Origin of the sequence: Thermaerobacter sp. FW80 (genome assembly GCF_004634385.1) — a bacterium.
Classification (GTDB): domain Bacteria; phylum Bacillota; class Sulfobacillia; order Thermaerobacterales; family Thermaerobacteraceae; genus Thermaerobacter; species Thermaerobacter composti.
In genome coordinates this window covers 439,856-462,739 of sequence record NZ_CP037895.1, presented here as the reverse complement: position 1 = coordinate 462,739, position 22,884 = coordinate 439,856, and the positions used below count along the sequence as shown (strand labels likewise).

The 22,884-nt window shown below is 76.1% G+C and carries 21 protein-coding genes; 15 read left to right on the top strand and 6 right to left on the bottom strand.

The annotated features are described in order from the left end of the window. Nucleotides 1-15 precede the first annotated feature (15 nt). Nucleotides 16-2,388: a hypothetical protein gene (locus E1B22_RS12840; RefSeq protein ID WP_207669913.1), complete on the bottom strand. Its 2,373-nt coding sequence runs from the start codon at nucleotides 2,386-2,388 to the stop codon at nucleotides 16-18. Between the two features lie 482 nt (nucleotides 2,389-2,870). Here E1B22_RS12840 and E1B22_RS01880 point away from each other — a divergent pair, with 482 nt between their 5' ends. Continuing rightward, on the top strand, nucleotides 2,871-3,338 hold the full coding sequence (locus E1B22_RS01880; protein WP_135224335.1) for a hypothetical protein: 468 nt from the start codon (nucleotides 2,871-2,873) through the stop codon (nucleotides 3,336-3,338). Between the two features lie 71 nt (nucleotides 3,339-3,409). On the opposite strand, the gene lepB is transcribed toward E1B22_RS01880, so the two are convergent. Next, on the bottom strand, nucleotides 3,410-3,901 hold the full coding sequence (lepB, locus tag E1B22_RS01875; protein ID WP_135224334.1) for a signal peptidase I: 492 nt from the start codon (nucleotides 3,899-3,901) through the stop codon (nucleotides 3,410-3,412). Between the two features lie 31 nt (nucleotides 3,902-3,932). Between lepB and mutY the strand changes: the two genes are divergently transcribed. Next, the gene (mutY, locus tag E1B22_RS13060) at nucleotides 3,933-5,336 is read left to right on the top strand and encodes an A/G-specific adenine glycosylase (RefSeq protein WP_135224333.1); all 1,404 of its coding nucleotides are present in this window, start codon (nucleotides 3,933-3,935) and stop codon (nucleotides 5,334-5,336) included. Between the two features lie 636 nt (nucleotides 5,337-5,972). Here mutY and E1B22_RS01865 read toward each other — a convergent pair. Together E1B22_RS01865 and rocF are read right to left on the bottom strand one after the other, a co-directional pair. After that, nucleotides 5,973-6,218, bottom strand: a complete 246-nt coding sequence (locus E1B22_RS01865; protein ID WP_135224332.1) for a SelT/SelW/SelH family (seleno)protein — start codon at nucleotides 6,216-6,218, stop codon at nucleotides 5,973-5,975. A 379-nt stretch (nucleotides 6,219-6,597) separates the two neighbouring features. Beyond that, nucleotides 6,598-7,509 carry an arginase gene (gene rocF / locus E1B22_RS01860; protein WP_135224331.1) on the bottom strand — a complete coding sequence of 304 codons (912 nt, stop codon included), beginning with the start codon at nucleotides 7,507-7,509 and terminating at the stop codon, nucleotides 6,598-6,600. 115 nt (nucleotides 7,510-7,624) lie between these two features. On the opposite strand from rocF, the gene E1B22_RS01855 reads away from it, so the two are divergent. The 5 genes from E1B22_RS01855 to E1B22_RS01840 all read left to right on the top strand — a co-directional run bounded on the left by E1B22_RS01855 (nucleotide 7,625) and on the right by E1B22_RS01840 (nucleotide 9,664). Then, nucleotides 7,625-7,930, top strand: a complete 306-nt coding sequence (locus E1B22_RS01855; protein WP_135224330.1) for a hypothetical protein — start codon at nucleotides 7,625-7,627, stop codon at nucleotides 7,928-7,930. 413 nt (nucleotides 7,931-8,343) lie between these two features. Continuing rightward, on the top strand, nucleotides 8,344-8,643 hold the full coding sequence (locus E1B22_RS01850) for an AbrB/MazE/SpoVT family DNA-binding domain-containing protein (protein WP_243123614.1): 300 nt from the start codon (nucleotides 8,344-8,346) through the stop codon (nucleotides 8,641-8,643). Beyond that, nucleotides 8,636-9,061, top strand: a complete 426-nt coding sequence (locus E1B22_RS01845; protein ID WP_135224328.1) for a PIN domain-containing protein — start codon at nucleotides 8,636-8,638, stop codon at nucleotides 9,059-9,061. Before E1B22_RS01850 ends, E1B22_RS01845 begins: the two co-directional genes overlap by 8 nt. Nucleotides 9,062-9,095: 34 nt before the next feature. Then, nucleotides 9,096-9,251 (top strand): hypothetical protein, encoded by a 156-nt coding sequence (locus E1B22_RS12640; RefSeq protein ID WP_167758826.1) that lies wholly within the window; start codon nucleotides 9,096-9,098, stop codon nucleotides 9,249-9,251. An 89-nt stretch (nucleotides 9,252-9,340) separates the two neighbouring features. Then, the gene (locus E1B22_RS01840; RefSeq protein ID WP_135224327.1) at nucleotides 9,341-9,664 is read left to right on the top strand and encodes an alpha/beta-type small acid-soluble spore protein; all 324 of its coding nucleotides are present in this window, start codon (nucleotides 9,341-9,343) and stop codon (nucleotides 9,662-9,664) included. 288 nt (nucleotides 9,665-9,952) lie between these two features. Here the strand turns inward: E1B22_RS01840 and E1B22_RS01835 are convergent, their stop codons facing one another. Beyond that, the gene (locus tag E1B22_RS01835; protein ID WP_135224326.1) at nucleotides 9,953-10,798 is read right to left on the bottom strand and encodes a cytochrome c biogenesis CcdA family protein; all 846 of its coding nucleotides are present in this window, start codon (nucleotides 10,796-10,798) and stop codon (nucleotides 9,953-9,955) included. Between the two features lie 421 nt (nucleotides 10,799-11,219). After that, a complete protein-coding gene (locus tag E1B22_RS01830) occupies nucleotides 11,220-11,660 on the bottom strand; it encodes a hypothetical protein (protein WP_135224325.1) in 441 nt (146 codons plus the stop codon). Nucleotides 11,661-11,976: 316 nt separating this feature from the next. Between E1B22_RS01830 and E1B22_RS01825 the strand changes: the two genes are divergently transcribed. From E1B22_RS01825 to E1B22_RS01790, 8 genes are all read left to right on the top strand, one after another. After that, entirely contained in the window at nucleotides 11,977-12,795 is an 819-nt protein-coding gene (locus E1B22_RS01825; RefSeq protein ID WP_243123612.1) for a hypothetical protein, read from the top strand. Nucleotides 12,796-14,149: 1,354 nt separating this feature from the next. Continuing rightward, nucleotides 14,150-16,129 carry a stage II sporulation protein P gene (gene spoIIP / locus E1B22_RS01820; RefSeq protein WP_243123807.1) on the top strand — a complete coding sequence of 660 codons (1,980 nt, stop codon included), beginning with the start codon at nucleotides 14,150-14,152 and terminating at the stop codon, nucleotides 16,127-16,129. Nucleotides 16,130-16,502: 373 nt separating this feature from the next. Continuing rightward, nucleotides 16,503-17,444, top strand: coding sequence for a patatin-like phospholipase family protein (locus E1B22_RS01815; RefSeq protein ID WP_135224323.1), 942 nt, complete (start codon nucleotides 16,503-16,505; stop codon nucleotides 17,442-17,444). Nucleotides 17,445-17,545: 101 nt separating this feature from the next. Then, nucleotides 17,546-18,097 (top strand): Uma2 family endonuclease, encoded by a 552-nt coding sequence (locus E1B22_RS01810; protein WP_167758825.1) that lies wholly within the window; start codon nucleotides 17,546-17,548, stop codon nucleotides 18,095-18,097. 434 nt (nucleotides 18,098-18,531) lie between these two features. Then, entirely contained in the window at nucleotides 18,532-19,230 is a 699-nt protein-coding gene (locus E1B22_RS01805) for a L,D-transpeptidase family protein (protein WP_243123611.1), read from the top strand. 57 nt (nucleotides 19,231-19,287) lie between these two features. Next, nucleotides 19,288-21,435, top strand: a complete 2,148-nt coding sequence (locus E1B22_RS01800) for an extracellular solute-binding protein (RefSeq protein WP_135224321.1) — start codon at nucleotides 19,288-19,290, stop codon at nucleotides 21,433-21,435. Nucleotides 21,436-21,577: 142 nt separating this feature from the next. Then, nucleotides 21,578-22,150, top strand: a complete 573-nt coding sequence (locus tag E1B22_RS01795; RefSeq protein ID WP_243123610.1) for a hypothetical protein — start codon at nucleotides 21,578-21,580, stop codon at nucleotides 22,148-22,150. A 267-nt stretch (nucleotides 22,151-22,417) separates the two neighbouring features. Next, nucleotides 22,418-22,786: a metalloregulator ArsR/SmtB family transcription factor gene (locus E1B22_RS01790; RefSeq protein WP_243123608.1), complete on the top strand. Its 369-nt coding sequence runs from the start codon at nucleotides 22,418-22,420 to the stop codon at nucleotides 22,784-22,786. The last annotated feature ends 98 nt before the right edge of the window (nucleotides 22,787-22,884 follow it).

Below are 22,884 nucleotides of genomic sequence, written 5' to 3'. Positions count from 1 at the left end.
CGGGCTCGCAGGACGTCAGCCTGGGTGCCGCGGCCGCGCAGGCGAGGGGCCGGTTCGTCCGGGAAGAACCGGCCGCCCGGTGGCGGCAGCCCCGAAGGGGCGCGGGCTTCGCTCGCCGCCGCGGGCGTCGCCGCGGGCGGCGTGGGGGCCGCCCGCCCTGCCGGACGGCTCGGGACGGCGAGGGGCCGATGCCCCGGCGCCGCGGGCAGCGAAGGCGGTCTTCCAGCCCGCCCAGGTGGGTCGCACCACCCGCCCGAGGCTCGGGGCGCCGGACGCCGTCGCCGGCGGCGGGGGCGGTGGGCAAGTGCAGGCCGGCGGAGCGATCGACGGAGGCGCGGACGCGGGCGTCGACGAACGGGCGCCGGTCGGCGCGGGTGGCGCGGTCGGGGACGGTGGCGAGCCGATGTCGGCCGGCACGGGTGGTGCGCTGGGCGGCGCAGGCGAACGGACGGCGTCCCGTTCGGCTGGCGCGACCGGTGCAGGCGGCGCTACCGATGCAGCTGGCGCGACCGGTGCAGCCGGCGCGACCGGCGTCAGCGGTGCGGCTGGCGCGGTCGGCGGAGGGGATGCGGGCGCGGTCGGGGAACCGGCCGTGTCTGCACCCCCGCCTGCGGCAGCGGATCCCCGGTCGCGGGCCGCACCGGACCGACGGGCGGGGCGCCGGCGGAGGCGACGGCTGGGGACGGCGCCACCCCCGCTCCGCCCCTGGACCGAGCCGCTCCCGCCGGGGGCTTCGTCCGCGCCGTCGGTGGGCCGGTGGGCCGGGGAGGGCGCGGCCCTGGCCGCGGTGCCGGTCGAGGCACCAGGGGCGGGCTGGGGCAGGACAGGGCGCGGAGCCCACCGGGGGAGCAGGGGCCGGGGCGGCCCGCCGCCGGGGGCGACGGGCGCCCGCGGCGCCTGCCCCAGGGACGCCGGCCGGGACGGATCCCCAGGGGCGTCCGCGGACGCTTGGCCGGCCGGGGACGGCTCTCCGGCCGGCGGGGGCGCGGAGGTCCCAGCTGGCCCGTCGGCCGGGGCGGCGCCGGGCTTGCCGCCGGCGCGGGAGGCCCCTGGGCTCGCGGCGCGCATCGTCACCACCGCGGGCGGCGCCGTCGCGTCCGCGCCGGCCGGTGTCGCGGTGAGGCACCAGCGGCTGACGGCGGCCGTCAAGCTGCCGGCGGCGGCGCCCGCCAGGCCGGCGAGGGCGGCGAGCGCGGCCCACCCCAGCGGCGTCGACGCGGCCCCATGGAGACCCGCCGGGACGGGACCGGCGTCCCAGCGACCGGTCAGCCCGAGGAGGGCGGCGTGGACGGCCCCGAACAACGCCGCGACGGCGACGGCCAAGGCCAGCTCCCGCGCCGCGGCACCCCACCGGCGCAGGGTCGTCTGCGGGCGGGCGCGGCGGGCGAGGGCACCGCGTCCGCCCGGCACCAGCCAGAGCAGGCTGGACAGGATGACGGGCTGGGCGGGGGCTGGCGTCTCGGCCTTGCCGGCCAGCGCCAGCATGATGCCGGTGCGGAGCACGGCGTAGGACGCGGCGGCCGCCGGTGCGTCGGCCGGTCGACGGGCCGACGACGCGGCATGGGCCAGGACCCAGGCGGAGAGGACCACCGACCCCAGGACGAAGGCCGTCGGCGGCAGGCGGTGGACGGGATGGTCCGCGGGCAGGGCGGCGAACTCCCACGGGGCGAGGGCGGCCAGGCCGAGCGCCAGGGCGGCGCCGTGGCAGGTCCAGCGCTGGACCGCGCGCCAGGGGTCGTCGGTGCCCGGCGGGGCGGCGACGTCACCCGCGATCAGGGCGGCGAGGACGGCGGCCATCAGCACCCCGAGCCCGGGCAGCGTCCACAGCTCCGTGCCCAGGGCCGGCAGCGGGGCGGAGCCACTCCCGCCGAGCCACGCGGACGCGGCCAGGCCGTAGCCGGCGAGGCCGATCCCCGCCAGGACGAACCGGCGCGTGCCGCCGGGCGCCGCTCTGGGGCGGGCGGGTGCGGCGTCGGGACGGCCGGGTTCAGCGTCGCGGCCGCAGGGTGCGGCGTCGGGACGGCTGGGCCGTCCCGACGCCGCGGGGGCTTCGCTGCGGTGGGACAGGCGGCCCGCGACGGCTTGGGCCGCCCACCGCACCGCCAGCAGCCCGAGCCCCGCGGCGGGCAGGGCCGCCCCAACGGCCAGCAACGGATGCCGGGAGGGCGGGGCGCCCGGGTCGCGCACTGCGGCGGCGAGGCTGAGGTAGAGCCCGACCACCGTCAGGACCGCGCCGGCGGCGGCGAACCACCCCCAATCCGCAGCGGGCGCCTTCCGTCGCTCCGATGTCCTCGCCCGGGAGCGATCCGCCAAGGGGACGAGGACCAGGGGTAGGGCCTCGCCTGCCGCGTCGCCGCGGGGGGAGGGGACGGCGGAAGCGAGGGGCACCGGGCGCCGGCTCCCGCCGTCCGCGCTGCGCGGCCCCGGCGGGCGCAGGGCGGCCCCGCGGGTTCCGGCCGGGACGGCGGGGTCGGGCGCCCGAGGGTCTTCAGCGATGGGAGCGGGTGGGCCGTACGGTGCCACGGAGATCCCTCCTTCGGGGCTGCGAGGGCTGTGGCGTCGCCGTTCCCGGTCGCGGCCCCCACGGCCCTCGCGGCGACCAGCCCGCGGTCGGTCGGACGGCACCGGCCGACGGCCGCCCCCGTACCGGCGGCCGGGTCGACGGCCGTCGTAGCCATGCTATGCAGGGGCTCGGGCGGACATGGCAGACGGGGCACTCTTCGTGGCGGCGGACTCGCGGGGCGGTATGACCGGGGCCCGGGCGGACATGGCAGAGAGGGGCTCTGCGGTTCCAGCTCTGCGGTTCCAGGCAGTGACAGGAGGAGTGGCCGCTCGCGGCGGGGAATGAGGCAGCCGGGAGGAGGGAGGACGTGGCGGCGATCCTCCGCTTGGTGTTGTCGGTGGTGGTCTGGCTTGCGGGGCTGGCCGCGACCCGCGCCGTGCTGGAGCCGGTGGTTCGCCAGGGCGGCGAGGCCTTCCCGCAGCTGGCCTGGCCGGCCTTGGCGGTGGCCCTGTTGGGGGCGACCGGGGCGTACGGCATCCTGGCCATGGGTTGGGGCCGGTGGATGGACGGCCGGAGTGCCTGGCTGCGGATCCCCGTTGCCGTGGTGTGGGCGGGGGTGGCGGCGTTGGCCCTCCTGGCCGCCGTGCGCGGCATCGTCCGCGTCGACCCGGCGACCGGTGCCGCGCCCACGGCCCCGGCGCTCCTGCTGGCGCTGCTTGGCTCCCAGCCCGCGTGGATCGCGGGGCTGCTGCTGGCCCTGGCCGGCGCGACCCTGGGCGCCCGGCCGCCGGAGCGGCGCCGGCGCCTGGGTGGGGGGCCGCCCCGCTTCGGCTGAGCGGTGCCGCGTTCGTCCGCGCGGTCGACGCCATGCGCGGTCCACTCGACGACGCGACCCGCGCGAGGCCGTCAACGCAACCAGCGGATGCGCCCCAGCGGCCAGAAGACCAGCACCGCCCGGCCGTCCAGCCGGTCCACCGGCACGGGGCCGAAGGAACGGCTGTCGTAGCTGCTGGGGCGGTTGTCCCCGAGCACGAACACGGTCCCCGGCGGCACCTCCAGGGGCGGCAGGTCCGACCGGTCGTCGTACACCACGTAGGGCTCCTCCAGGACCACGCCGTCGCGGATCACGCGGCCGTCGTCCAGGGCGACGACGGAGCCGGGGCCGGCGATCACCCGCTTGATGTACTCGCCGCCCGGCTGCTGGGGCGGGCGGAAGACCACGATCTCCCCCGGCTGGGGTTCCCGCCAGCGGATGCCCAGCTTCACCACCAGCACGCGCTCGCCGTGGTGGAGGGTGGGCTCCATGGAGTGCCCCTGCACGACGAAGGACTCGGCCACGAAGGCGCGGATCGCCAGGGCCAGCAGCAGGGAGAGGACCAGGGTTTGCAGCAGTTCCATGAGAACGCGTCCTAGCGTGCGGAATCGGGCCATGAACGACGCTCCAATGCGGGGACCGGACCTGGAGGCGGTCCGCTCCCGGCTGATCCATTGGTATGACCGTCACCGCCGAGATCTTCCCTGGCGGCGCACCCGGGATCCCTACGCCGTGCTGGTGTCGGAGGTCATGCTCCAGCAGACCCGGGTGGAGACGGTCCTGCCATACTACGTTCGCTTTCTCCAGCGATTCCCGTCGGCCTCCCATCTGGCGGCGGCCTCCGAGGACGAGGTGCTCCGCCTCTGGCAGGGGCTGGGCTACTACCGCAGGGCCCGCCAGCTGCACCAGGCGGCCCGCGTCCTGGTGGAGCGTTACGGCGGGCAGGTTCCTCCGGATCCCGAAGCCGTCCGAGCGCTGCCCGGGGTCGGCGACTACACCGCCGGCGCGGTCCTGAGCATCGCCTTCGACCTGCCCGTGCCCGCCGTCGACGGCAACGCCCAGCGGGTCCTCGCCCGGGTGTTCGGGGTGGACGAACCGGCCGACCAGGCGGCCGGGCGGCGGCGGTTGCACGACCTGGCGCGGCGCCTGGTGGACGGGCCGCGGCCCGGGGCGCTAAACCAGGCGGTGATGGAGCTGGGCGCCACGGTGTGCCGCCCCCGGCGGCCCGGCTGCGGCGACTGCCCGCTGGCGGAGCTGTGCGTCGCCGCGCGCACCGGCGACCCCGAGGCCTGGCCGGTGCGGCGGCGCTCCGGCCGCTGGGTGGAGGAGGACGTGGCCATCGCCTGGTGCCGGGTGAACGGGCGGGTGGCGGTGGTGCGGCGGCCGCAGGAGGGGTTGCTCGCCGGGCTGTGGGCGCTCCCGTACACGCGCCGGCGCGACGGGGAGGGGTGGCTCGAGGCCCGGGACCGGCTGGCGGCGGCCCTGGAGGCGGCCGTGGGACGACCGCTGCGTTGGCGGCGCGAGACCCTCCAGGGACGGTGGGACTTCAGCCATCGACGGTGGCACTGGCGCCTGTTCCTGGCGGACGACGCCGGGGAACGCCCCGATGGGCCAGCCGGCGGACCGGCGGGTGGGCGGGGCCGGCCCCAGGGTGGGTGCGGGGCGTCGCGGCCGGCTGGCCGGCCGGCGGCGGGGGACCCCTCCACCGCGCACGAACCGGCTCCGCCCCGGGTGCCGACGGGGTCCGACGGGGCGGCGGTGGCCGAGGGCCTCGCCCCGTGGGGTTCCGCGGGCGAAGGGGGGGAGCCGTCGCCGTCGCCGGCGCCGGCGCGGCCGTTGCGGGCGTGCGCCGCGGCGACCGCGGAGTGGGCGGCGGAGACCATCACCTGGGTTCGGCTCGCGGACCTGGAGCGGCTGGCCATGGCCTCCCTCGACCGCCGGGTCCTGGCGGCGGTGGCAGGGCGGGGCGAGGGGGGGCCGCGGGGCGCCGGCGCCGGGGCCGCGGAGCGCCCGGACTGAGGCGCGGGCGCCCGGGATGCGACGGGCCGGCGGAAGGAGGCGGCGGTGTTGCGGACGCGGGCAGGCCCAGGGCCGGCCGTGGCCTCGCCTGGCCCGAACCCCGGCCCCGAGGGGTGGCCAGCGGGCGCAGGCCCAGGGCCGGCCGTGGCCGGTGCCGTCCGCGGCCGCTGGGCAGGGGTCGCCGCGGCAGGGAGTGCGCCCCCACCGGATCCCGCGGGCCGGCGTCCGCCGGCGAGGTGGGCGGCGGACGCCAGCCCGGCCGTCGGCCGTCGTAAACGCGCGGGCTCATGCGGCCCGCGCGGTCGGGTCCGCCATGGCGGCGCGGGCCGCCCGGGCTGGTTCGCTGCGGCGGCGCGATCCGGCCGGACTGGTCCGCTGCGGGATTGCGATCCGGCCGGGCTGGTCCGCTGCGGCGACTCGGCCCGCCCGGGCCGGTCCGCTGCGGCCGCGGCCCGCCGTCATGGGGCGGCTCGCTGGCACGCGGCGGATCGCCCGGTTGCCCGGCAGGCGACGGGGCCGGCGATGCCGGCCCCGTCGCCTGCGGAGCAGGGGTTGCCCTGCCCGGGTCCCGTCGCCTGCCGGGGAGGGCAACCCCTGCCCGCGCCCCATCGCCTGTCGGGCGATGGCTACCCTGCCCTACCACATCTCCGCCATCCGCCGCCTGATCTCGCCCTCCTCGGGGAACCGGCCCGTCTCCGCCTTGTTGAAGACCTCCCGATCCCCGGCGGTGACGATGAACCGGCCGCCCGACGAGGGGACCAGCGTCACCGAGGCCACGCGATCCGGGTACGCGGCGAGGATCTCTTCCGCCACACGGGCGGCTCGCGGCAGGTACCCTCACGACGTGCAGTACTCGATGCGCACCGGGATGCGTTCGTCCACCGTAGACCCCCCTCGCCTTCCCGGGGCTCGGACCGCGGCCGGGCCGCGACGACGGCCCGTCGCCGGTGCGCGGTGTCCCGGGACCTGGCCGCCGGCCGGTTCGGTCCCCGACCGGGACCCTGCCCCACCCGCCCCCGGGGATCCGGGCTGCCCTTGGGGCGTCGGGATCCGGGCAGGGCCGTGCGCCGGCCAGCCAGAGCCGCCCCCCGGCTCCTGGCGCGGGGCTGCCCGCATCGGACGGGGCACCGGGGATCTCACGGGACACCGGGACCGGGTCGCGCGCACCGCGTGCAGCAGGCCCGTCCACCCCGGTCACGCTCCATGCCCTACTCTACCACTTCCCGGGGATCGGGCGGGATGGATCGGTCGGAGGGCGGGCTCAGAGGATGCGCTTGCCGAAGGCTGAGGCGATCAGGGCCACCGCCACCTCGGCGGTGCGGTTCAGCACGTCGCGGATCGGGTTGACCTCGACGACCTCCATGCCGGCCAGCAGGCCGCTCTCCGCCACGATCTCCATGGCCAGGTGGGACTCGCGGTAGGTCAGCCCGCCGACCACCGGCGTGCCCACCCCCGGCGCCACGTCGGGGTCGACCACGTCCACGTCGAAGCTGACGTACAGCCGCCGCACCCCTTCGCCGTCCAGGTGCTGGAGGGCGCGGCGGGTGACCTCCGCGATCCCCAGCTCGTCGATCTGCTGCATGGTGTAGGTGACGATGCCGCTCCGGCGCAGCTTCTCCCGTTCGCCCGGGTCGACGTCCCGCAGGCCGATCATCACTAGGCGCCGGGCGGGCAGGTACCGCGGCAGCCAGCGGGTGTGGGCCAGCAGCTCGGGCGTCCCATGGCCGACGATGCACGCAACCGGCATCCCGTGGACGTTCCCCGACGGGGTGGTGGCCGGGTCGTTGAAGTCGGCGTGGGCGTCGAACCAGAGCACCCCCAGGTCGTCCCAGCCGGCGGCCAGCAGCCCGCCGATGGTCCCCACGGCCAGGCTGTGGTCGCCGCCCAGCACCAGCGGCACCCGCCCCTCCCCCGCCAGGCGCGCCACCCGGTCGGCCAGGAGCCGCCACACCGGCTCGATGGCCTCGATGTGCTTGAGGCGCGGGTTGCCCGCATCCAGGCTCTCGGCCACCGGGACCTCCAGGTTGCCCAGATCGCGCACCCGATGCCCCACCTGGCGCAGCGCGTCGGTCAGCCGCGCGTAGCGGATGGCGCTGGGCCCCATGTCGGTTCCCCGGCGGCTGCTCCCGAGGTCCATGGGGACGCCGAGGATGCCCACTTCCAAGGGCTCCATCCCCCTTCGTCGCCGTCTTCCCCGTGGTGCGGAGCTCCGGGGACATTATGGCACATTCCCCCCGGCCCACCGGGGCATGCTCTCCGCGGACAACCGCGACGGAGGAGGCCGTGCCATGGAGAACGCCGGCGTGCTCCTGATCCTCGGGTTGCTGGTCGTCGGGGTCCTCGCCCTCTGGGCCATCAACCGCGCGGGCACCCGGGCGGGTCTGCCCACCGACGTCCCGTCGCGCCCGCGTCCGGTGCCCGGCCGTCCCGTGAACCCCCGGCGCCCCACCCTGGGCGGCGACACCTTCACGGCGGCGGAGAACGTCCTCACCGGGGGGGACGAACCCGGCCGTTCCGCCGGGGGCGCGGACGCGACGCGCCGGGAGGCCGACGACGGGCGCGGACGCGCGGACGAGGACGGTCATTCAGCCTAGCAGAGCACGGCAGGATCGCTGTGGCCGCCCTTGAACCGCGAAGCCCCGAGTCCTTCGCCTGGGCCAAGAGCTCCGGGAAGCCCCGAGTCCTTCGCCTGGGCCAAGAGCTTCCGGGCGACCCCCCGCTGTCCTCGCGTGCACACCCGCCACTGGAACATGGCATAAGGGAGTTTGTCGTGCTTTAGGGCCTGCAAACCGCAAGGCCCGCTGCGTACCGGCGCGGACCTGGCCGGCTTCGACCGGGACCGGTCCCGCCGGTGGCTCGCCCACTGGGCCGACCGGGAGCTGACCCGCCTGCTGTGGGAGAATCTTTTTGCAGCAAATGTGCATACTCGATGTTGAACCGTTCTATTGCAGTCACCCTGGAGGGTGGTACAATGGCGGCGACAAGGATGAAAAGGGGGCGGCGAGCCGTGGCGGTCGTACGGGTGCAGGGCCGAGGCCAGCTGACGCTCCCCGCAGCCTTCCGCAAGGCGGTGGGCATCAAGCCTGGGGATGTCCTGCTTCTGGAAGAGCGGGGCCCGGGACACTTTGAGGTGCGCGTGCTCTCGCGACGGTCCCTGCTGGACTTCCCGCGGGTCGACGCCGCGGGGTTCGACATGCGCTCGGCCCGGGAGGAGATGGAGCGCGCGCTGGCCGCCGAGGCCATCGAGACCCCGCAAAACCGCAGCAATGGCGCCCGTCGCGAGGTGGCCGTAACACGCGATGCCTAGCCGACCAGGAGCGGTCTGGCTCGACAGCAACATCTTCATCCACGCCCAGCTGCGGGATGCCCACAGCGAGGCCTGCCGGAAGGTGCTCGCCGCGCTCGAAGCGGGCACGATCGAAGGTTGGGTCGATGCGACGGTGCTCCACGAGGTCGCCTACGTGCTGACCCGGCGCTTTGGATGGTCCCGCCACGAAACGGCCGAGTACCTACTGCTCATCCTCAGCGCCCCGGGAGTGCGTACCGTGCACCCTCAGGAGGCCCTCGAGCAGGCCGTCACCTTCTGGATGCGCTCCGACAAGGCCTTCGTCGACTGCCTGCTGGCGGCCCTGGCGGAGGATCAGGGCGGGGCCGTCTGCACCGTGGACGCGGACGACATCCTCGCATTGGGCGCCAAGGCCGCCACACCGGACGAAATCGTCTGATCTGCCGATCCGGGCGAACGGAGGCTCTTTTCCTGTGAGCCTTCTCCCCGAGAGGGCTGAACAGCACTTGGAGACGAAGCGGGTCGAGCGGGGCATGCAAACCGCAAGCCTCCTCGAGTACCGCCACGACCTGGCCGACTTTTGCCGCTGGCTGGCCGGTCGGCAGGCGGGGCCAGGGCGCCTGCCATGACTTGCCGGCGTGAGGTCCCGCGCGACGGATCATATTACGACTGCCAGCCTCGGCAAAAGGACACGGGCCTCGGGAGGAGGTGACAGGCCTTGGCTCGTGGGCAGCAGGGCAACCGGCATCTGGTCCCGGGGGCTGCGCGGGCCCTGGACCAGTTCAAGTACGAGGTGGCGCGGGAGCTGGGCATCCAGATTCCTCCCGACGGGTACTGGGGTGACATGCCCACCCGGCTGACGGGTGCCGTGGGCGGCCACATGGTCCGGCGCATGATCGCCCTGGCCGAGCAGCAGCTGGCGCAGCGGGGCGGGACCCTGCCCCCCGCGGACGTGACCCGCGGTGCGCCGGCCCCCGCCTACGGGACGGCCAACTGGCCGGCCGGCCGGGCCGACGCCTTCCAGCCGGCGCCCCGGGTCTGAGCCGTGCCTCCCCCGTCCGTCCCGCCGGGACGGCGGGCGGTGTTCCACCGGTATCGATCGGCGGAAGGAACGTGGGATCGAAAAGGGGCTGCGGGCCTTGGCGACCATCGACCCGACCTCCGGGCGGGCGGCGGCAAGGCCCGTTTCGCGTGTCGTCGGGATACGGACCGCCGCGCCAGCGGGCCCCGGGCGCCAGGGAGGCGGTCGGAACAGCGGTGACCGCGAAGCGGTCGGGCCACGGCCGCCTGCGAGGCGGTTTCGGGGGCGCAGGATCGGGATCGGCTGCGGTCATCCGCCCCAGGGAGCCACGGTGTACCAGAGCCACGAGGAGAGACGGGCCAGCTGCCCGGTGAACACCAGCACCCCCAGCACCACCAGGGCGGCGCCGCTGGCCCGTTCGATCCACGGCAGGGCGGCACCGCCCCGGCGCAGCCAGCCGGGCTCCAGGCGATCGAGCAGCACGGCCAGGGAGAGGAAGGGCACCGCGAACCCGACGGTGAAGGCGGCCAGCAGCAGCACGCCCTGCCAGACGGTGGCGGTGGAGCTCGCCAGCAGCAGGATCGACCCCAGCACGGGGCCGACGCAGGGCGTCCAGCCCATGCCGAAGGCGGCGCCCATCAGCACGCCCGGCAGGAACCCTCCCGCGCCGCGGGGCGCTGCCCAGCCGACGCGCCACTCCCGCTGCAGCCACCTCCAGCGCAGGATCCCCAGCATCTGCAGCCCGAAGGTGGCGATGAGGACGCCAGCGACCCGCTCCAGCGTGGTACGGTAGGCCACCAGCAGCGCGCCCAAGGCCGAGAGGCTGGCCCCCAGGGCCATGAAGACGAGGCCGAGGCCGACGACGAAGCCCGCCGCGCCGGCGAGGCGCCGGGACCAGGCCCACCGCCGGTGGCCGCCGCCGGCGCGGGGTCCCCGGCCCGCCCCGGGCCGGGGACCCCGCGGGCCGGGTTCGTCCGCCGGTGGGGGGGCGCCGGGGACGTCGAGGCCGGCGGGGGCCGGACCCGTGCCGCCCAGCCAGGCCAGGTAGGCCGGGTAGAGCGGCCAGACGCACGGGGAGAAGAAGTAGGCCATCCCCGCCAGCAGGGCGATGCCCACCGTGACCTGAGCCGCCAACGGCGATTCGGCGCCCGTCATGGTGCGTCCGCCTCCTCGTGGCGCCTCCCACCGCTCGCGCGGGAGGGGCGGGCACGGCGCCCGGCCGCCGCGGGGGAGGGGCGGTGGGGCTTGCGCCCGGCTACCGGCGCGCCCCGTCGGCGATGTCCACCACCGGGGTGGGGACGGCGACGGCGATGCCCGGCTTCCAGCAACGGGTCGTCCACGGCGATCGGGTGCCCATCGAGTCCGCGGACCGGGAGCGCTACGCCGACAGGGATGGCGGAGCGAGTCCGCAAGCGGCGGGCAGGTGCCCATCGCGTTCGCGGCCCGGGAGGGGCGGCGATTCCCTGCCCGACTCCCTGCCCGACGCGGGAGCCGCCGGCGGCCGGCCGGGTTCGTCCGGGGGTGTGGGGGGCCGGGACGCTTCCGGCCCCGCCCGCGCTCCCGGGGCCGGAGGCGTTCAGGCAGCGGGCCGGTCCAGCGCCCCGGCCTCGAGGGCGATCCGCTTGAGCTCGGCGATGGCGTCCTGCACGTAGGCCGGCAGCCAGAGGGCCCGGCACGTCTCCTTGCTCGGCGTGATCGAGCGCATGAAGAGGTGGGTCGTCAAGAAGTCGACGTAGACCCTGCGCCCGTCCTCCGTCCCGAGCTCCACGTACGACGTGTTGGGCGACAGCTCGAACAGGAAGCGGAAGTTGGGCCGCTGGGCGTCGTCGTCGACCCGGGGCGGGCCGAACCGGGCCTCCAGCGCCTCGCGCAGCCGGGCGATGCGCGGTCCCATCTGGCCTTCGGGGGCGTCGTCGACCAGGCGGTCGAAGGCCGTCCCGGTGACGCGGCGCCGCTCGAGCTCCTCGATGGTTTGCCGGAAGAGGGTCTCGTCGAGGCGGGCCGAGACGTTCTGCATGGGTCATCCCCTCCGGGCGTCGATTGGTCCCCTCCACCGCGAATTCTACCAATGGCCCCCGGGGGGCAGAAGCCGACGGCCAAGGTCCGGGACCCGCGGATGGGAGGCGGGCCGTCCCGGCGATGGCGGGAGGGGTCGCCCGTCCCCGGGTCGCCGCCGGGACCCCCGACCGGGGGGCGGGCACGGCCCCAGAGCCCGCCCTGTGGTAACATGTTCGAACGTGAGCGCGCGAGCGTCCCCGGCCGCCGCCCCCGGCGGCCGGGGCGTCGCCGGACGGCGGCGGTGGCCTCCCGGCCCCCGTCGCCGGGCGAGGACGGTGGCGCGATTGATCGAGGTCCCGGTGGGCAGCTGGTGGTCCCCCCTGGCGGCCGTCGCTTGGGTCGCCCTCCTCCATGCCCTCCCCGTGGCCGTCGGCCTCGCCCTCTCCCTCTCCCGCCTGACTCCCCGCCGCCCCGGCGGGCAGGCCGGTCCAACGGGCGCGCAGGCGACGCCGCGCACGGGGCCGGCCGGCGCCGCGGGCGGTCGCGGCCTGGCCGCTGGATTCTTCACCCACCTGTGGATGGCGAATCTCGTGGCGACGCTCGGGCTCGGCCTCGACGGGCCGGGTTGGCTGCCGGCGGCCTGGTTGCACGCCGCCTTCCTGGGCGCCTTTCTGATCCCGGCGTACCTGGGCTGGATGCGGCCAGGCGGGCGGGTCGGGCGCCGCGTCGGGTGGACGTGGGCCATCGCCCTCGGCCTTGACGGGGCCGCCGGGGCGTGGACCGTACGAGCGGCGCTGGAGACCGGGGGCTTGGCCGTGGGCCGTGCGGTGGCCCTGGCGGCCATGCGGGCGGCGCTGGGATGGGGCGTCGGCCTGCTGCTGGCCGAAGGCCGGCGGCCACCGCGGCGGCGGCTGCTGGCCGCGGGTGTGGTGGCCGGGTTGCCGCCGGTGGTCGCGGCGAGCCTGCCGGCCGATGCCCTCTGGGTGGCGTGGACCCTGGTGCTGCGTGCGGCCGCCGCGGGGCTGATCCTGGCGGGCCTGGCGGGGGGGCGGTTGGTGCCCGGGGCGCGCCGGCGCCGCGGCGAGGCGCAGTGGGCCTTCGCCGTCGCCATGGCGGGGGCGATGGCCGTGATGTTCCTCTTATCGCGGTGGTAGGCCGGGTCACGGCGACCGGTCCAGGCGGGCGGTCCGACGGCCGCGCCCTGCAGGCACTCGACTTGTGAAATCCGTCACGAAAAACGCAACAAGCCTCCTCCCGGAGGCTTGTTGCGTCTGGGGGATGCGTCACGGGGCGGTGCGGCCGCCCGCGAGAGGGGTGTACCGACAGCGGTTTGACCGCTTATCGGTGGCAACCGGGCCGGGTGTCGTGCCCGGTTGCAAGGTCAAAATAGCATCCTTGCAGAGCGCTGCCCAATCGGGTGGAGGTCGTATCTTGGCCTTCGGGTGAGGACCTGACCGGCAGGGTTGCACGGCGGCGCGAGACCTGCAAGTCGGGCCCTCCGGCACACACCATGGTTCCCGGCGTCGGACCCCGGCGCACCCTCGCAGGCACCTCCCCCATCTTCCTCGCGATCCGGTTCCGGCACCGTCCCCTGGGGCGCCGACGCGACGTCGGCGCCGGCACAAGCCACAGGAACCAGGGTGGCATGCTATGGCCGACCGCACCGCGGCGCGGCCGGCCCCGGGGCGGCTCGTCCCCCGGTGTCAACCGCAGCGGGGCGTGGCCCGCCCAGGGCCGGTTCGTCGCCGGACACCGATCGCACCGGGGCCGGGCCCGCCCAGGGCCCATGTGGTCAGGGACGGGTCGACCACCAGCACCACGTCGCCGCCGCGGCCGCCGTCGCCGCCGTCGGGCCCCCCAGGCGCCCCAGACCCAGGCGGCACCGGCACCGTGGGGGTCCTCGCCTCGGCCCGGTCGCCCAGCCCGGCCTCCCGGGGGAGTCCGTGGTGGTCTCCGGGCTGCGCCCGGACGGCGAGGGTCGGTGCGGGGACCCGGCCCGCCACATCGTTCCGAGGGCGGCGCCCGGGCGCGGCCACCCGGCGCCCGGACCGCCGGGGGACGGCTGCCGCTGCTGCGCCCAGCTCCCGGGGCTGCGCCCGCGCCAGGTCGCGGCGCCCGGACCGCCGGGGGACGGCTGCCGCTGCTGCGGCGGCCTGGGGCTGCCTCGGCGCCCCGCGGCGACCGGTGCGCGCGAACGACCCGGGGGCGCGGGCGCCTGGGCTCGCCCCGGCCGCTCCGTGGCGGCCGGGGCACGCGGACGGGCCAAGAGTGACGCGGACGCCCCGCTGCGATGCGCGGACGGTCCCGGGTTGCCCCGGACGTCCCGCGGTGACCGGTGCGCACAAACGGTTCAGGGTTGCCTCGGACGCCCCGGGGCCACCGGTGCGCGCAAACGGTCCAGGGGTGGCGTCGACGCGCGGCGGCGGGCGATACGCGGCGGGTCCAGGGTGCGCGCGGGCGTCCCGCGGGGACGGCAGCGCAGACGGTCCGAGGTCGGCACGGGTGCCGATGGCGGAGGTGGAGCGCGGGTTGTTCAGCGGCACGACGGCACTGCTGGTCGGACTGGCGGTCCTGGTCCTGATGGGGGTGGTCCATCAGGTCCTGGACCGCATGCGGCTCAGCAAGAGCACGGCCCTTGCCCTGCTCGGCGCGATGATCGCGGGTACCTTCTTGCCGGAGATGGCGCTGGGCCCTGGGGTCCGGATCGACCCCGGCGGTGCCCTCGTGCCGGCGGCGGTGGCGCTCTATCTGCTGCTGACCACCGACCACGCCTTCGAGCGCCGCCGGGCCCTGGTCGCCTCCCTCTGGACCGCCGCGGCGGTGTACGCCACCGACTGGTTCCTCCCCAGCGACCCGGGCGGGGGACGCTGGTGGCTGATGGATCCCCTCTGGAGCCCGGTGGTGGTGGCCGCGCTCTTCGGCTACCTGGCGGGCCGCTCTCGCCGTGCGGCCTTCATCGCCGCCACCCTGGGCGTGTTGCTGGTCGATCTCATTGGAGCGGTCACCAACAGCCTGCGCGGCATCCCCGGCGCCTGGGTCAACCTGGGGGGAGGCGGCGTCTTCGACGCGGTGGTCCTGGCCAGCGTGGGCGCCGTGGCCTTGGCCGAAGGCGTCGGCGAGATCCGCGAGTGGCTCGCGCGCCGGGCACCATGGCGGCGGGGCAAGGCGCGGCCGGCACCGCCGCCCTCGGTGGCGGAGCAAGGGGTGGCCCCCTCGCCCGCCGCCTCGTGGCTGCTGGCTGCCCTCGCCCTGGTCGTGGTGGCGGTCACGGCCTGGCTAGGCCCGCGGTTTCAGCAACCCACGGGCGACGAGCTGGTCGACGCGCCCATGGAGCTCCGCGAGGTCGGCACGGAGCGCCTGCTCCTGGTCTCGTCCCGCGTCATGCAGGTGGGCGACATCTGGATCGACGCCGCCGACCGCTGGTACCGCATCGTGCGGGTCGAGGGCGCCATCGCCTACGCCCGGGCGCTGCTGGCCCCGGCCGACGGAACCCTCGCCGGACGAACCGGCGCCCCCAGCCCGAGGGGGCCGGGGGCGCCCGAGACGGGCCCTGCGCGCGCGACGGGCCCGGGGACCCCGGCCCCAGGTCCGGACGGCCCGGCGGCGGGGGCGGATGCCGGCGTAGGCGGCGCGCCCACCGGGCCCGACGCCTTCGCCTCGCCGCGGGTTCGGTGGACGCCGCCCTCCCTCTTCTCCGTCTGGCGGGCGGCCCCGGCCGGCCTCATCCCGGATCCCTGGGGAACGCCGACGGGGGGCGTCGGTGCGGCGGCGAACCATGGCGCCCTCGACCCGCTCCCGGGACGGGGGCCGGGACCCCGGCCCGGTCCCGCGGCCCTGGCCAACGCCCTGCCCCTGGGGGCGCTGTTCCAGAAGGTGGTCGACCCGTCGCCGGTTCGTCCGCAGCCCAGGGGCGAGGGGTTCATCGGGATCTACCACACCCACAACGACGAGTCGTACATCCCGACGGACGGGACGGCCAGCGTCAACGGGCGCGGCGGGATCCACCGGGTCGGGGACGTCCTCGGCCGGGAGCTGGCGCAGCACGGTTTTCGGGTGGTGAAGTCGGAGGCCCTCCACCTGCCCCACGACCGCGGCGCCTACCGGCGGTCGCGGCGCACCGCCCTGAAGATGCTGCCCAAGAATCCGCTGGTCCTGCTGGACGTCCATCGGGACGCGACGCCGCCCGAGTTCTACCGGGAGGTGGTCAAGGGGGAGCCGGTGACCCAGATCCGGTTGGTGGTGGGGCGCGAGAACCCCTTCCACCGGACGAACCTGGCCTTCGCCCGGCGCCTGAAGGCGGAGGCGGACCGCAGCTTCCCCGGCCTGGTCAAGGGCATCTACTACGGGCGGGGGAACTACAACCAGGACCTGGGGCCGCGGACGCTGCTGATCGAGGTGGGGGCCCACACCAACAGTCGGATCCGGGCGGAGCGGGGCGCGGCCATGTTCGCCACCGTGCTCGACCGGACCCTGGCGCGGGCCCGTTGAGGCCAGAGGAGGACCCGTGGCCGGCGGGGGCCGCTCGGGGAGGGCCGGCGAGGATCGCCGAGGCCATGGGCATCGCCGACCCCCGTCGACCAGCGAGCCTGGCGAGGGCGGGGTCGCCGGGCGACGCCGCGGGCGTCGCGTGGCGATGGCCGCGGGGACACGGGCCGACGGCGGCGGCGGGGAGAGGGGGCGATGGCGGCCAGGATCGTGCGACGGCCGCAGGCGAGCGACTTCAGGTAATCTCTTCAGGTAATCTCTTACGTAAGGCAGTCGGATCGTGGGCCAGGGTAGGCGGATCGTGGGCAGGGGCGGCAGGCCATCGCGCGAGTTCCCCTACGGGGGACGGTCGGAACGGGCGTTGGGAGGGCGCGCCATGAGCGGCCAACAGGAGCCCATGGAGCTCGGCCTCGCCCTTGGGGGCGGCGGCCTGCGCGGGTTGGCCCACGTCGGGGTGCTGCGGGCGCTGCAGGATGCCGGGTACGCGCCGGACGTGGTCACCGGGACCTCGAGCGGCGCCATCCTGGCGGCCCTCTGGGCGTGTGGCTGGACGCCGGCCCAGATGGAAGAGGTCTCGCGCCGCCTCCGTTCCGTCGAACTCTACGATTCCAACCTCACCTGGGGCTCGGTGCTGGCGGTCATCGCCCAGGTCCTGCGGCTGCGCTGGCGTCCGCGGCGGCCCGTGCCCCAGGGCGTGATCCAGGGGCAGAAGCTCGAGCGCTTGTTCGGGCTCTGGACGCGCGGCGCACGGCTCGAGCAGCTCCAGCGGCCGGTGGGGATCATGGCCGCCGACGTCCGGTCCGGTCGGGCGGTGGTGTTCTGCCCCCCGGCCTACCGCGAGCGGGTGCAGCGGGCGATGCCCGCTGCCATCGTCGTGGACAAGGGCAGTCTGGCCGCGGCGGTGCGCGCCAGCATCGCGATCCCCGGGATCTTCGAGCCCAAGCGGATGGGGCCCTACATCCTCGTCGACGGCGCGGTGAAGGACAAGGTGCCGGCGGAGGCGGCGCGGGCCCTGGGCGCCCGGGTCGTCGTGGCGGTCGACGTCTCCGCCCGCCGGCGCCGCGAGCCGGCCGGCTTGCTGGACTACCTGGGCCAGGCCTTCGACCTGATGGCCCGTGATCTGGCCGGGTTCAAGCTGGAGCGCTTCGCGGACCTGGTGCTGCAGCCGGATCTCCCGGATGTCGAACTCACCGATCTGCATCGCGTCCCCGAGTGCATCGAGGCGGGCGCCCGGGCCCTGCGCGAAGCCCTCGCCGATCTGGAGCGCCTGCTCCACCCCGCGGCACCGGAGGCGGCGTCGGGGCAGGCGGTGACGTGAAGGATCCGCTGCGATCCGCTGCGAGTGGGATGCACGGCACCCCGGTGCGAGCGGTCCCCTGCGATGATCTCGATGATGCAGGCTGCGGAGGAGGTGCAGCCATGGCCACCGCGACGCGCAAGCCGTGGACGGCCGAGGAGCTCGAGCGGCTGCCGGACGGGTGGCGCTACGAGATCGACGAGGGGGAGCTGGTCATCATGACCCCCGCGGGCTGGCGCCACAACCGCGTGGTCACCCGGATCGCTCGGCTCCTTGGGAATTTCGTCGAGGAACGGCGGCTCGGCGGGGAGGTGATCACCAACGAGCTGGGCATCCTCCTGCGCAAGGAGCCCGTGCACACCCTGCGCGCGCCCGACGTGGCCTACTTCACCGCGGAGCAGGTGGCGCGCATCGGGGACGAGAGGGGGTTCCCCGCCGTGGTGCCCGCGCTCGTCGTCGAGGTCCACGATGCCTCGGAGCCGGAGATCGGCCGTAAGGTCGCCCAGTACCTTGCGGCGGGGGTGCGGGCGGTGTGGGTCGTCGATCTCGAGGCCAGGACCCTTACGCGTCATGGGCAGGAAGGGGAACCCCGGACCTGGTCGGGTGCCGACGCGGTCATCGAAGAGCCGGTCCTGCCGGGGTTCTCTTGTCGACTGTCGGAGCTGCTCGGCTGACCGAGGACCATCTCGCCGCCCGACGCTCTCTCGCCTTCTCGCCCTCCTCGCCGAGCCTCCACGGCGCGGCTGCCATGCGCCGCTGCAAGGCCGGGAGGGTGGCTGACCGGCGCCGCTGGCCGGCCCCGCCGCCCCCGACCGAGGCCTGCCTTGCCCCTCCTGCCCTTCTACCCCAAGCTCCCACCGCATAGCCTAGCCTGGGCCGGTCCCGACGCGGGGGCGTGGCGGAGGCGGGTCCATGGACGCACGATCGCGACCCCGCGGGCACACCGCGCGGGCCGTGGCCGTCGCCGTGGGCGGCCTGCCCCGCAGGAGTCGTATCGGAATGCCATTGGGGGGTCGCGGATGGCGCGCCGCCTGGGGCGGTTCTTGCTGGGGTGCCTCGTGCTCGCCGGCGCCCTCCTCTGGGTGGGGGGCACCAGGCCGGCGGGGGGATGGCGGGCGGTGGCCCCGTCTGCGGCGAGCGGGAGGACGCTCGGACCGCGTACTGGCGGTTCCTCCGCTGGTGGGCCGCCGTGGCGGGACTGGCCTTCCAGGGAGGGCGGTCGGCCGTGGCGGCGGCCGACGACGTCCTCGTGGTCATCGACATCGACGCGCGCAAGCTCACCGTCTACCGCAACGGCCGGCCCGTCAAGACCTACCCCGTCGCCGCGGGTCGGCCCGGCGAGCCTTCGCCGGTGGGGGAGTGGCGGGTGACGGACATCGCCCACTGGCCGGGCGGCCCCTTCGGCGCCCGCTGGTTCGGACTCAGCACACCCTGGGGTTCCTACGGCATCCACGGGACGAACAACCCCGGCTCCATCGGCACCTACGCCAGCCTCGGGTGCATCCGCATGTTCAACGAGGACGTCATGACCCTGGACGACCTGGTCAAGGTGGGCACGCCCGTCAAGATCACCGGTACCACCGAGGTCTACTACAAGCTGCCCGTCTACCGGCGCGGGGCGGTGGGCCAGGACGTGGTCCTGCTCCAGCTGGCCCTGCGCGCCGTCGGGTTCGATCCCGGGGTGGCCGACGGCGTCTACGGAGGGGCCACGGAACAGGCGGTGACGGGCGCGGAGTGGTGGTTCGGGCTGGATCCCGACGGGGTCGCGGACGCGGCGCTGCAGCGGCTGGTGGGGTTCCGACCGTAGGCGACCGGCGGCCGGTGGGGATCCGACCGTCGGCCACCGGCGACGGGAGGCGAAGCCATGGCATCCGGGAGGAACCAGGCTCCGGGCTCGCCGTCGGGGCCCCGCGGCGGGCGCCCGCGGGGCCAGCGGATCGCGCTAGTGGTGGGCGTGGCGGCCCTGCTGGTCGTGGCGGCCGGCGCGTTCGGCCTCTGGCTCCAGCGCCGGGGGGATCCCTGGGCACGGTACCGACCGGTGCCGCTCGATCCCGAGAAGACCTACGAGGTCGTGCTGTGGGAGACGGAGCTGCCCGTCGCCGTCCTCCCGGACCCCTTGCGGCTGCCGGAGGGCCCGAGCCCCGAGCCCCTCTACGGTCCCCAGGGCAAGGCATCCGGCCAGGGGGAGGGCGACCCGGGGCCGCGGGGCGCGCCGCAGGGCCCGGGCTCGGCCTCCGGGCCGGGTTCCCCGGACGGACCCGACGCCGGGGGCCCGCGGGATGCGCCGCCCGTCGGCCCGTCGGCCCCAGGGGGGAGGACGCCCGCCAGCCAGGGCGCCGTCCAGGGGCCGGGGCGCCGCGGTCCGAACGCCCTGACCCGCCGCGGCCAGCCCCCGCCGGTTCCTCCGCTGGAGGGGCCGGGGCCCTTCACCCACCGGGAGTACCTGGACCAGGCCCTGCGGGCCTTTGCCCGCCAGTTCCCGAACGTTCGCGTGCGGGTGGAGTGGATCCCCGCCCGGGAGGCGGCCGCCCGGCTACAGCGGGCGCTGGCCGATGGCAAGCCGCCCGACGTCTTCGGCGGGTGGGGCAGCGCGCTGCTGGTCCGGCACCCGCTGCAGGTGCCCCTCAACCCCTACCTGGGCCGCGCGGAGCGGCGCTGGTACAACCCCACCGCCCTCGCCCTCTATCAGGCGGACCGGCGCCTTTGGGTCTGGCCGCGCTGGGTGGCGCCCCACACGTGGTGGGTGCGGGTCGGCCGGGTGCGAGAGGCGGGCCTTGACCCCAACGCCCTGGCCCTGACGGGGTGGACCTATGCGGACGTCGACCGCCTGGCCGGCCTTCCTGGGGACGAACCCGGCCCTGGCGGTGCGGAATCCCAGGGCGCGCCGTCCGGGACCCCGCAATCGCCGGGGGCGCGACCCGGTGCTGGGCAGGCGGACACGCCGGCCGGGCAGGGCCCGGGCCTGACCCTGTGGGTGGGGCGGGCGGATCTTCCCCTCGAGCAGCTGCTGCGGGTGCGCGGCGTGGCCTCGCCCCTGGCTCCCTCGGGCGCCGTTCTCTGGGCGGGCCCGGAAGGGCGGGCGGCGCTGGCGTGGCTGGAGCGCCTGCGGGAGCACCGGCTGCTCGAGCCGGTGATGGAGGCGGCAGCCGCCGAGTGGCTGGCCGGAGACGACCCGGCGGTGATGGCAGGGGGGTTCACCCCCGCCCTGGGCCGGTGGCTGCTGGAGCGGGAGACCGGGCTGGTGCCGCGCCGGTTGGAGGAACCCCCGCCTCCTCGCCCGGGTACGCTGCCCGTGCCGCCCCTGACCCGAGGCGGCCGCGCCGGCGGCGGTGGGGAAGGGGGCTCCGCAGCCGACGCGGCGGACGGCGATGCCGCCGTGCCCGAGCGCTGGCCCCTGCCGCCGCCACCGCAGGTCGAACCCTCCGGGCGCGTGACCGGCGGCCTTCCCTCCGCCGGCGACCCGCGGCGCGGGGAGCCGCTGGTCCCGCCGGATGCCGAGGGGTTGGTGCTGCTGCCGCCTCCGGTGCCCGAGGGCGCGCCGCGGCCGGCGCTGCTGGAGGTCGGGGGGCTGATGGTCTTCCGGCAGAACCGGTACCGGGGGGATGACCACACCCAGGCTGCGGTGGAACTGGCCCGGTTCCTCAGCCGGTGGCGGACCGACGTGTTGACCCGGCGGCTGCTGGCGGTGCCCGCCGACGTCACCTCGCTGGCGGCCTGGCGGGCCGAGAGCCCCCTGCCAGCGATGTACCGGCGGCAGTTGGAGCACCTGGTGCTGGGCATCTGGAACCGGGACGCCCGCGGCCGCTGGCAGCGCCTGGCCGTCGCCTATCCCGTGGCGCCGGGGGCGCCCGGCCCCGAGCACGAGGACGTGGGCCGGCAGGTGCGCCCGCCCCTGGCGGACTTCTGGGCCGGCGAGGCGGGGGCGGACGGCGTGATCCAGCGGTGGGGCGGGTCGCCGGCGCCTGAAGGCGGTTCGCCCGCGCCGGGGGATCGCTCCCAGGCTCACCCGTAGCCGCAGCGGGTCCCCTCGGGCCGCCGACGCGCCGCTCCCATGGCCCCGGCAGGGCTCCGCCGGCAGGACGCCGGGAGGACGAGGGGAAGGCGAGGGCGCAGTCGCTGAGATGCCGGCTTCCCCTTGGCGACGGCGGCCGGCCTTGCCTTACAATGGGGCCGTGGCCGCGGCACGTCGCTTCAAGCCGCCGGCCGCGGGTGAGACGGTGGACCCTCAGCCCGGCACGTCGCCCGGAGCCCAGCCCGACCCCGCCGCCCTGGAGCAGCAACTCCTCATCGCCCGTGCCAACCTGCGCGGGTACCTGATGCTGTTTCTCCGGTACGCCGAGGAACGGGGGGAGGGGCCGGACGATCTGGCGCGGTACCTGGGCGATCGGGTGGCGAAGACGTGGGAGCCCCTGCGCCACTGCTCGGGATGGGAGTTCGCCCAGGCCCTGGCCCAGATGGTCACGGCGGGGGGCGACCGGGTGGTGACGGTTCGGGACGAGGGGGGCATCGCCCGCCTGGAGCTGGAGCCGCCGCCCACCGACGACGACCTGCTGGCCCGCTTCGGCATCGACCGCAACCGGTGGCACGCCTTCTACTACGGCCAGTTCGAGCGCATCGCCGCTCGCCTCGGCCTGCGTTGCGTCCACCAGCGGGAGGGCAACCTCCACCGCTTCTACTTCGCCCGCATCGCCCGCCGCACCGGCGGGCACCGGCCCATCCCGGTCTAGCACCGCCCGTCGATGGCCTCCGCCGCCAGGGTCCGCCTGTCGATCGCCTCCCACGGCCAGCGGGCGGACGCCGGTGCTGAGAGTTTGCGTCCGGGGGTAGGGGCCCCCCTCCGGGTGGGGCGAACCGCGGGCCGGTGCGGACGCGTTTCGCCCGTTGACCGACCCGAGGGGCCGACCTATCATGAAAACGATTCGATGATTGTGGAATCATTGACAGGTTGCGCAGGTGCGCGGGGCGCCGCGGCCTGCGGTCTGGAGGGTTCCCCGGTGAGCGTCCAACCCGACGCGGCGCGGCGGGACGTGTGCCTTCGCTTCGACCCCCACGCGGAGCAGGTCGCCCGTCTGCGGGACCGGCTGCTGGAGGTGGCCGGCCTGTCCGAGCTGTTCGGGGTGCTGGCCGACGAGACGCGGACCAAGATCGTCTACGTGCTGGCGGAGGCGGAACTCTGCGTGTGCGACCTGGCGACCCTGCTGGATCTGTCCCTGCCCGCCGTCTCGCACCACCTGCGCCTGCTGAGGGCCATGCGGCTGGTCAAGTACCGGCGGGAGGGCAAGAACGTCTACTATTCGCTGGCCGATGACCACGTGCTGCGGCTGATCCAGGTCGCCCAGGAGCACTACGCGGAAGACCGCTGACCGCCGGACGGCTTGCCGGCGCCCAGGCGGCATGGGCAGCGTGGTCGCACGCCGGGGGTCCCCGCGCCCCGATCGGACCGGATCGGACGGCGCGGGCT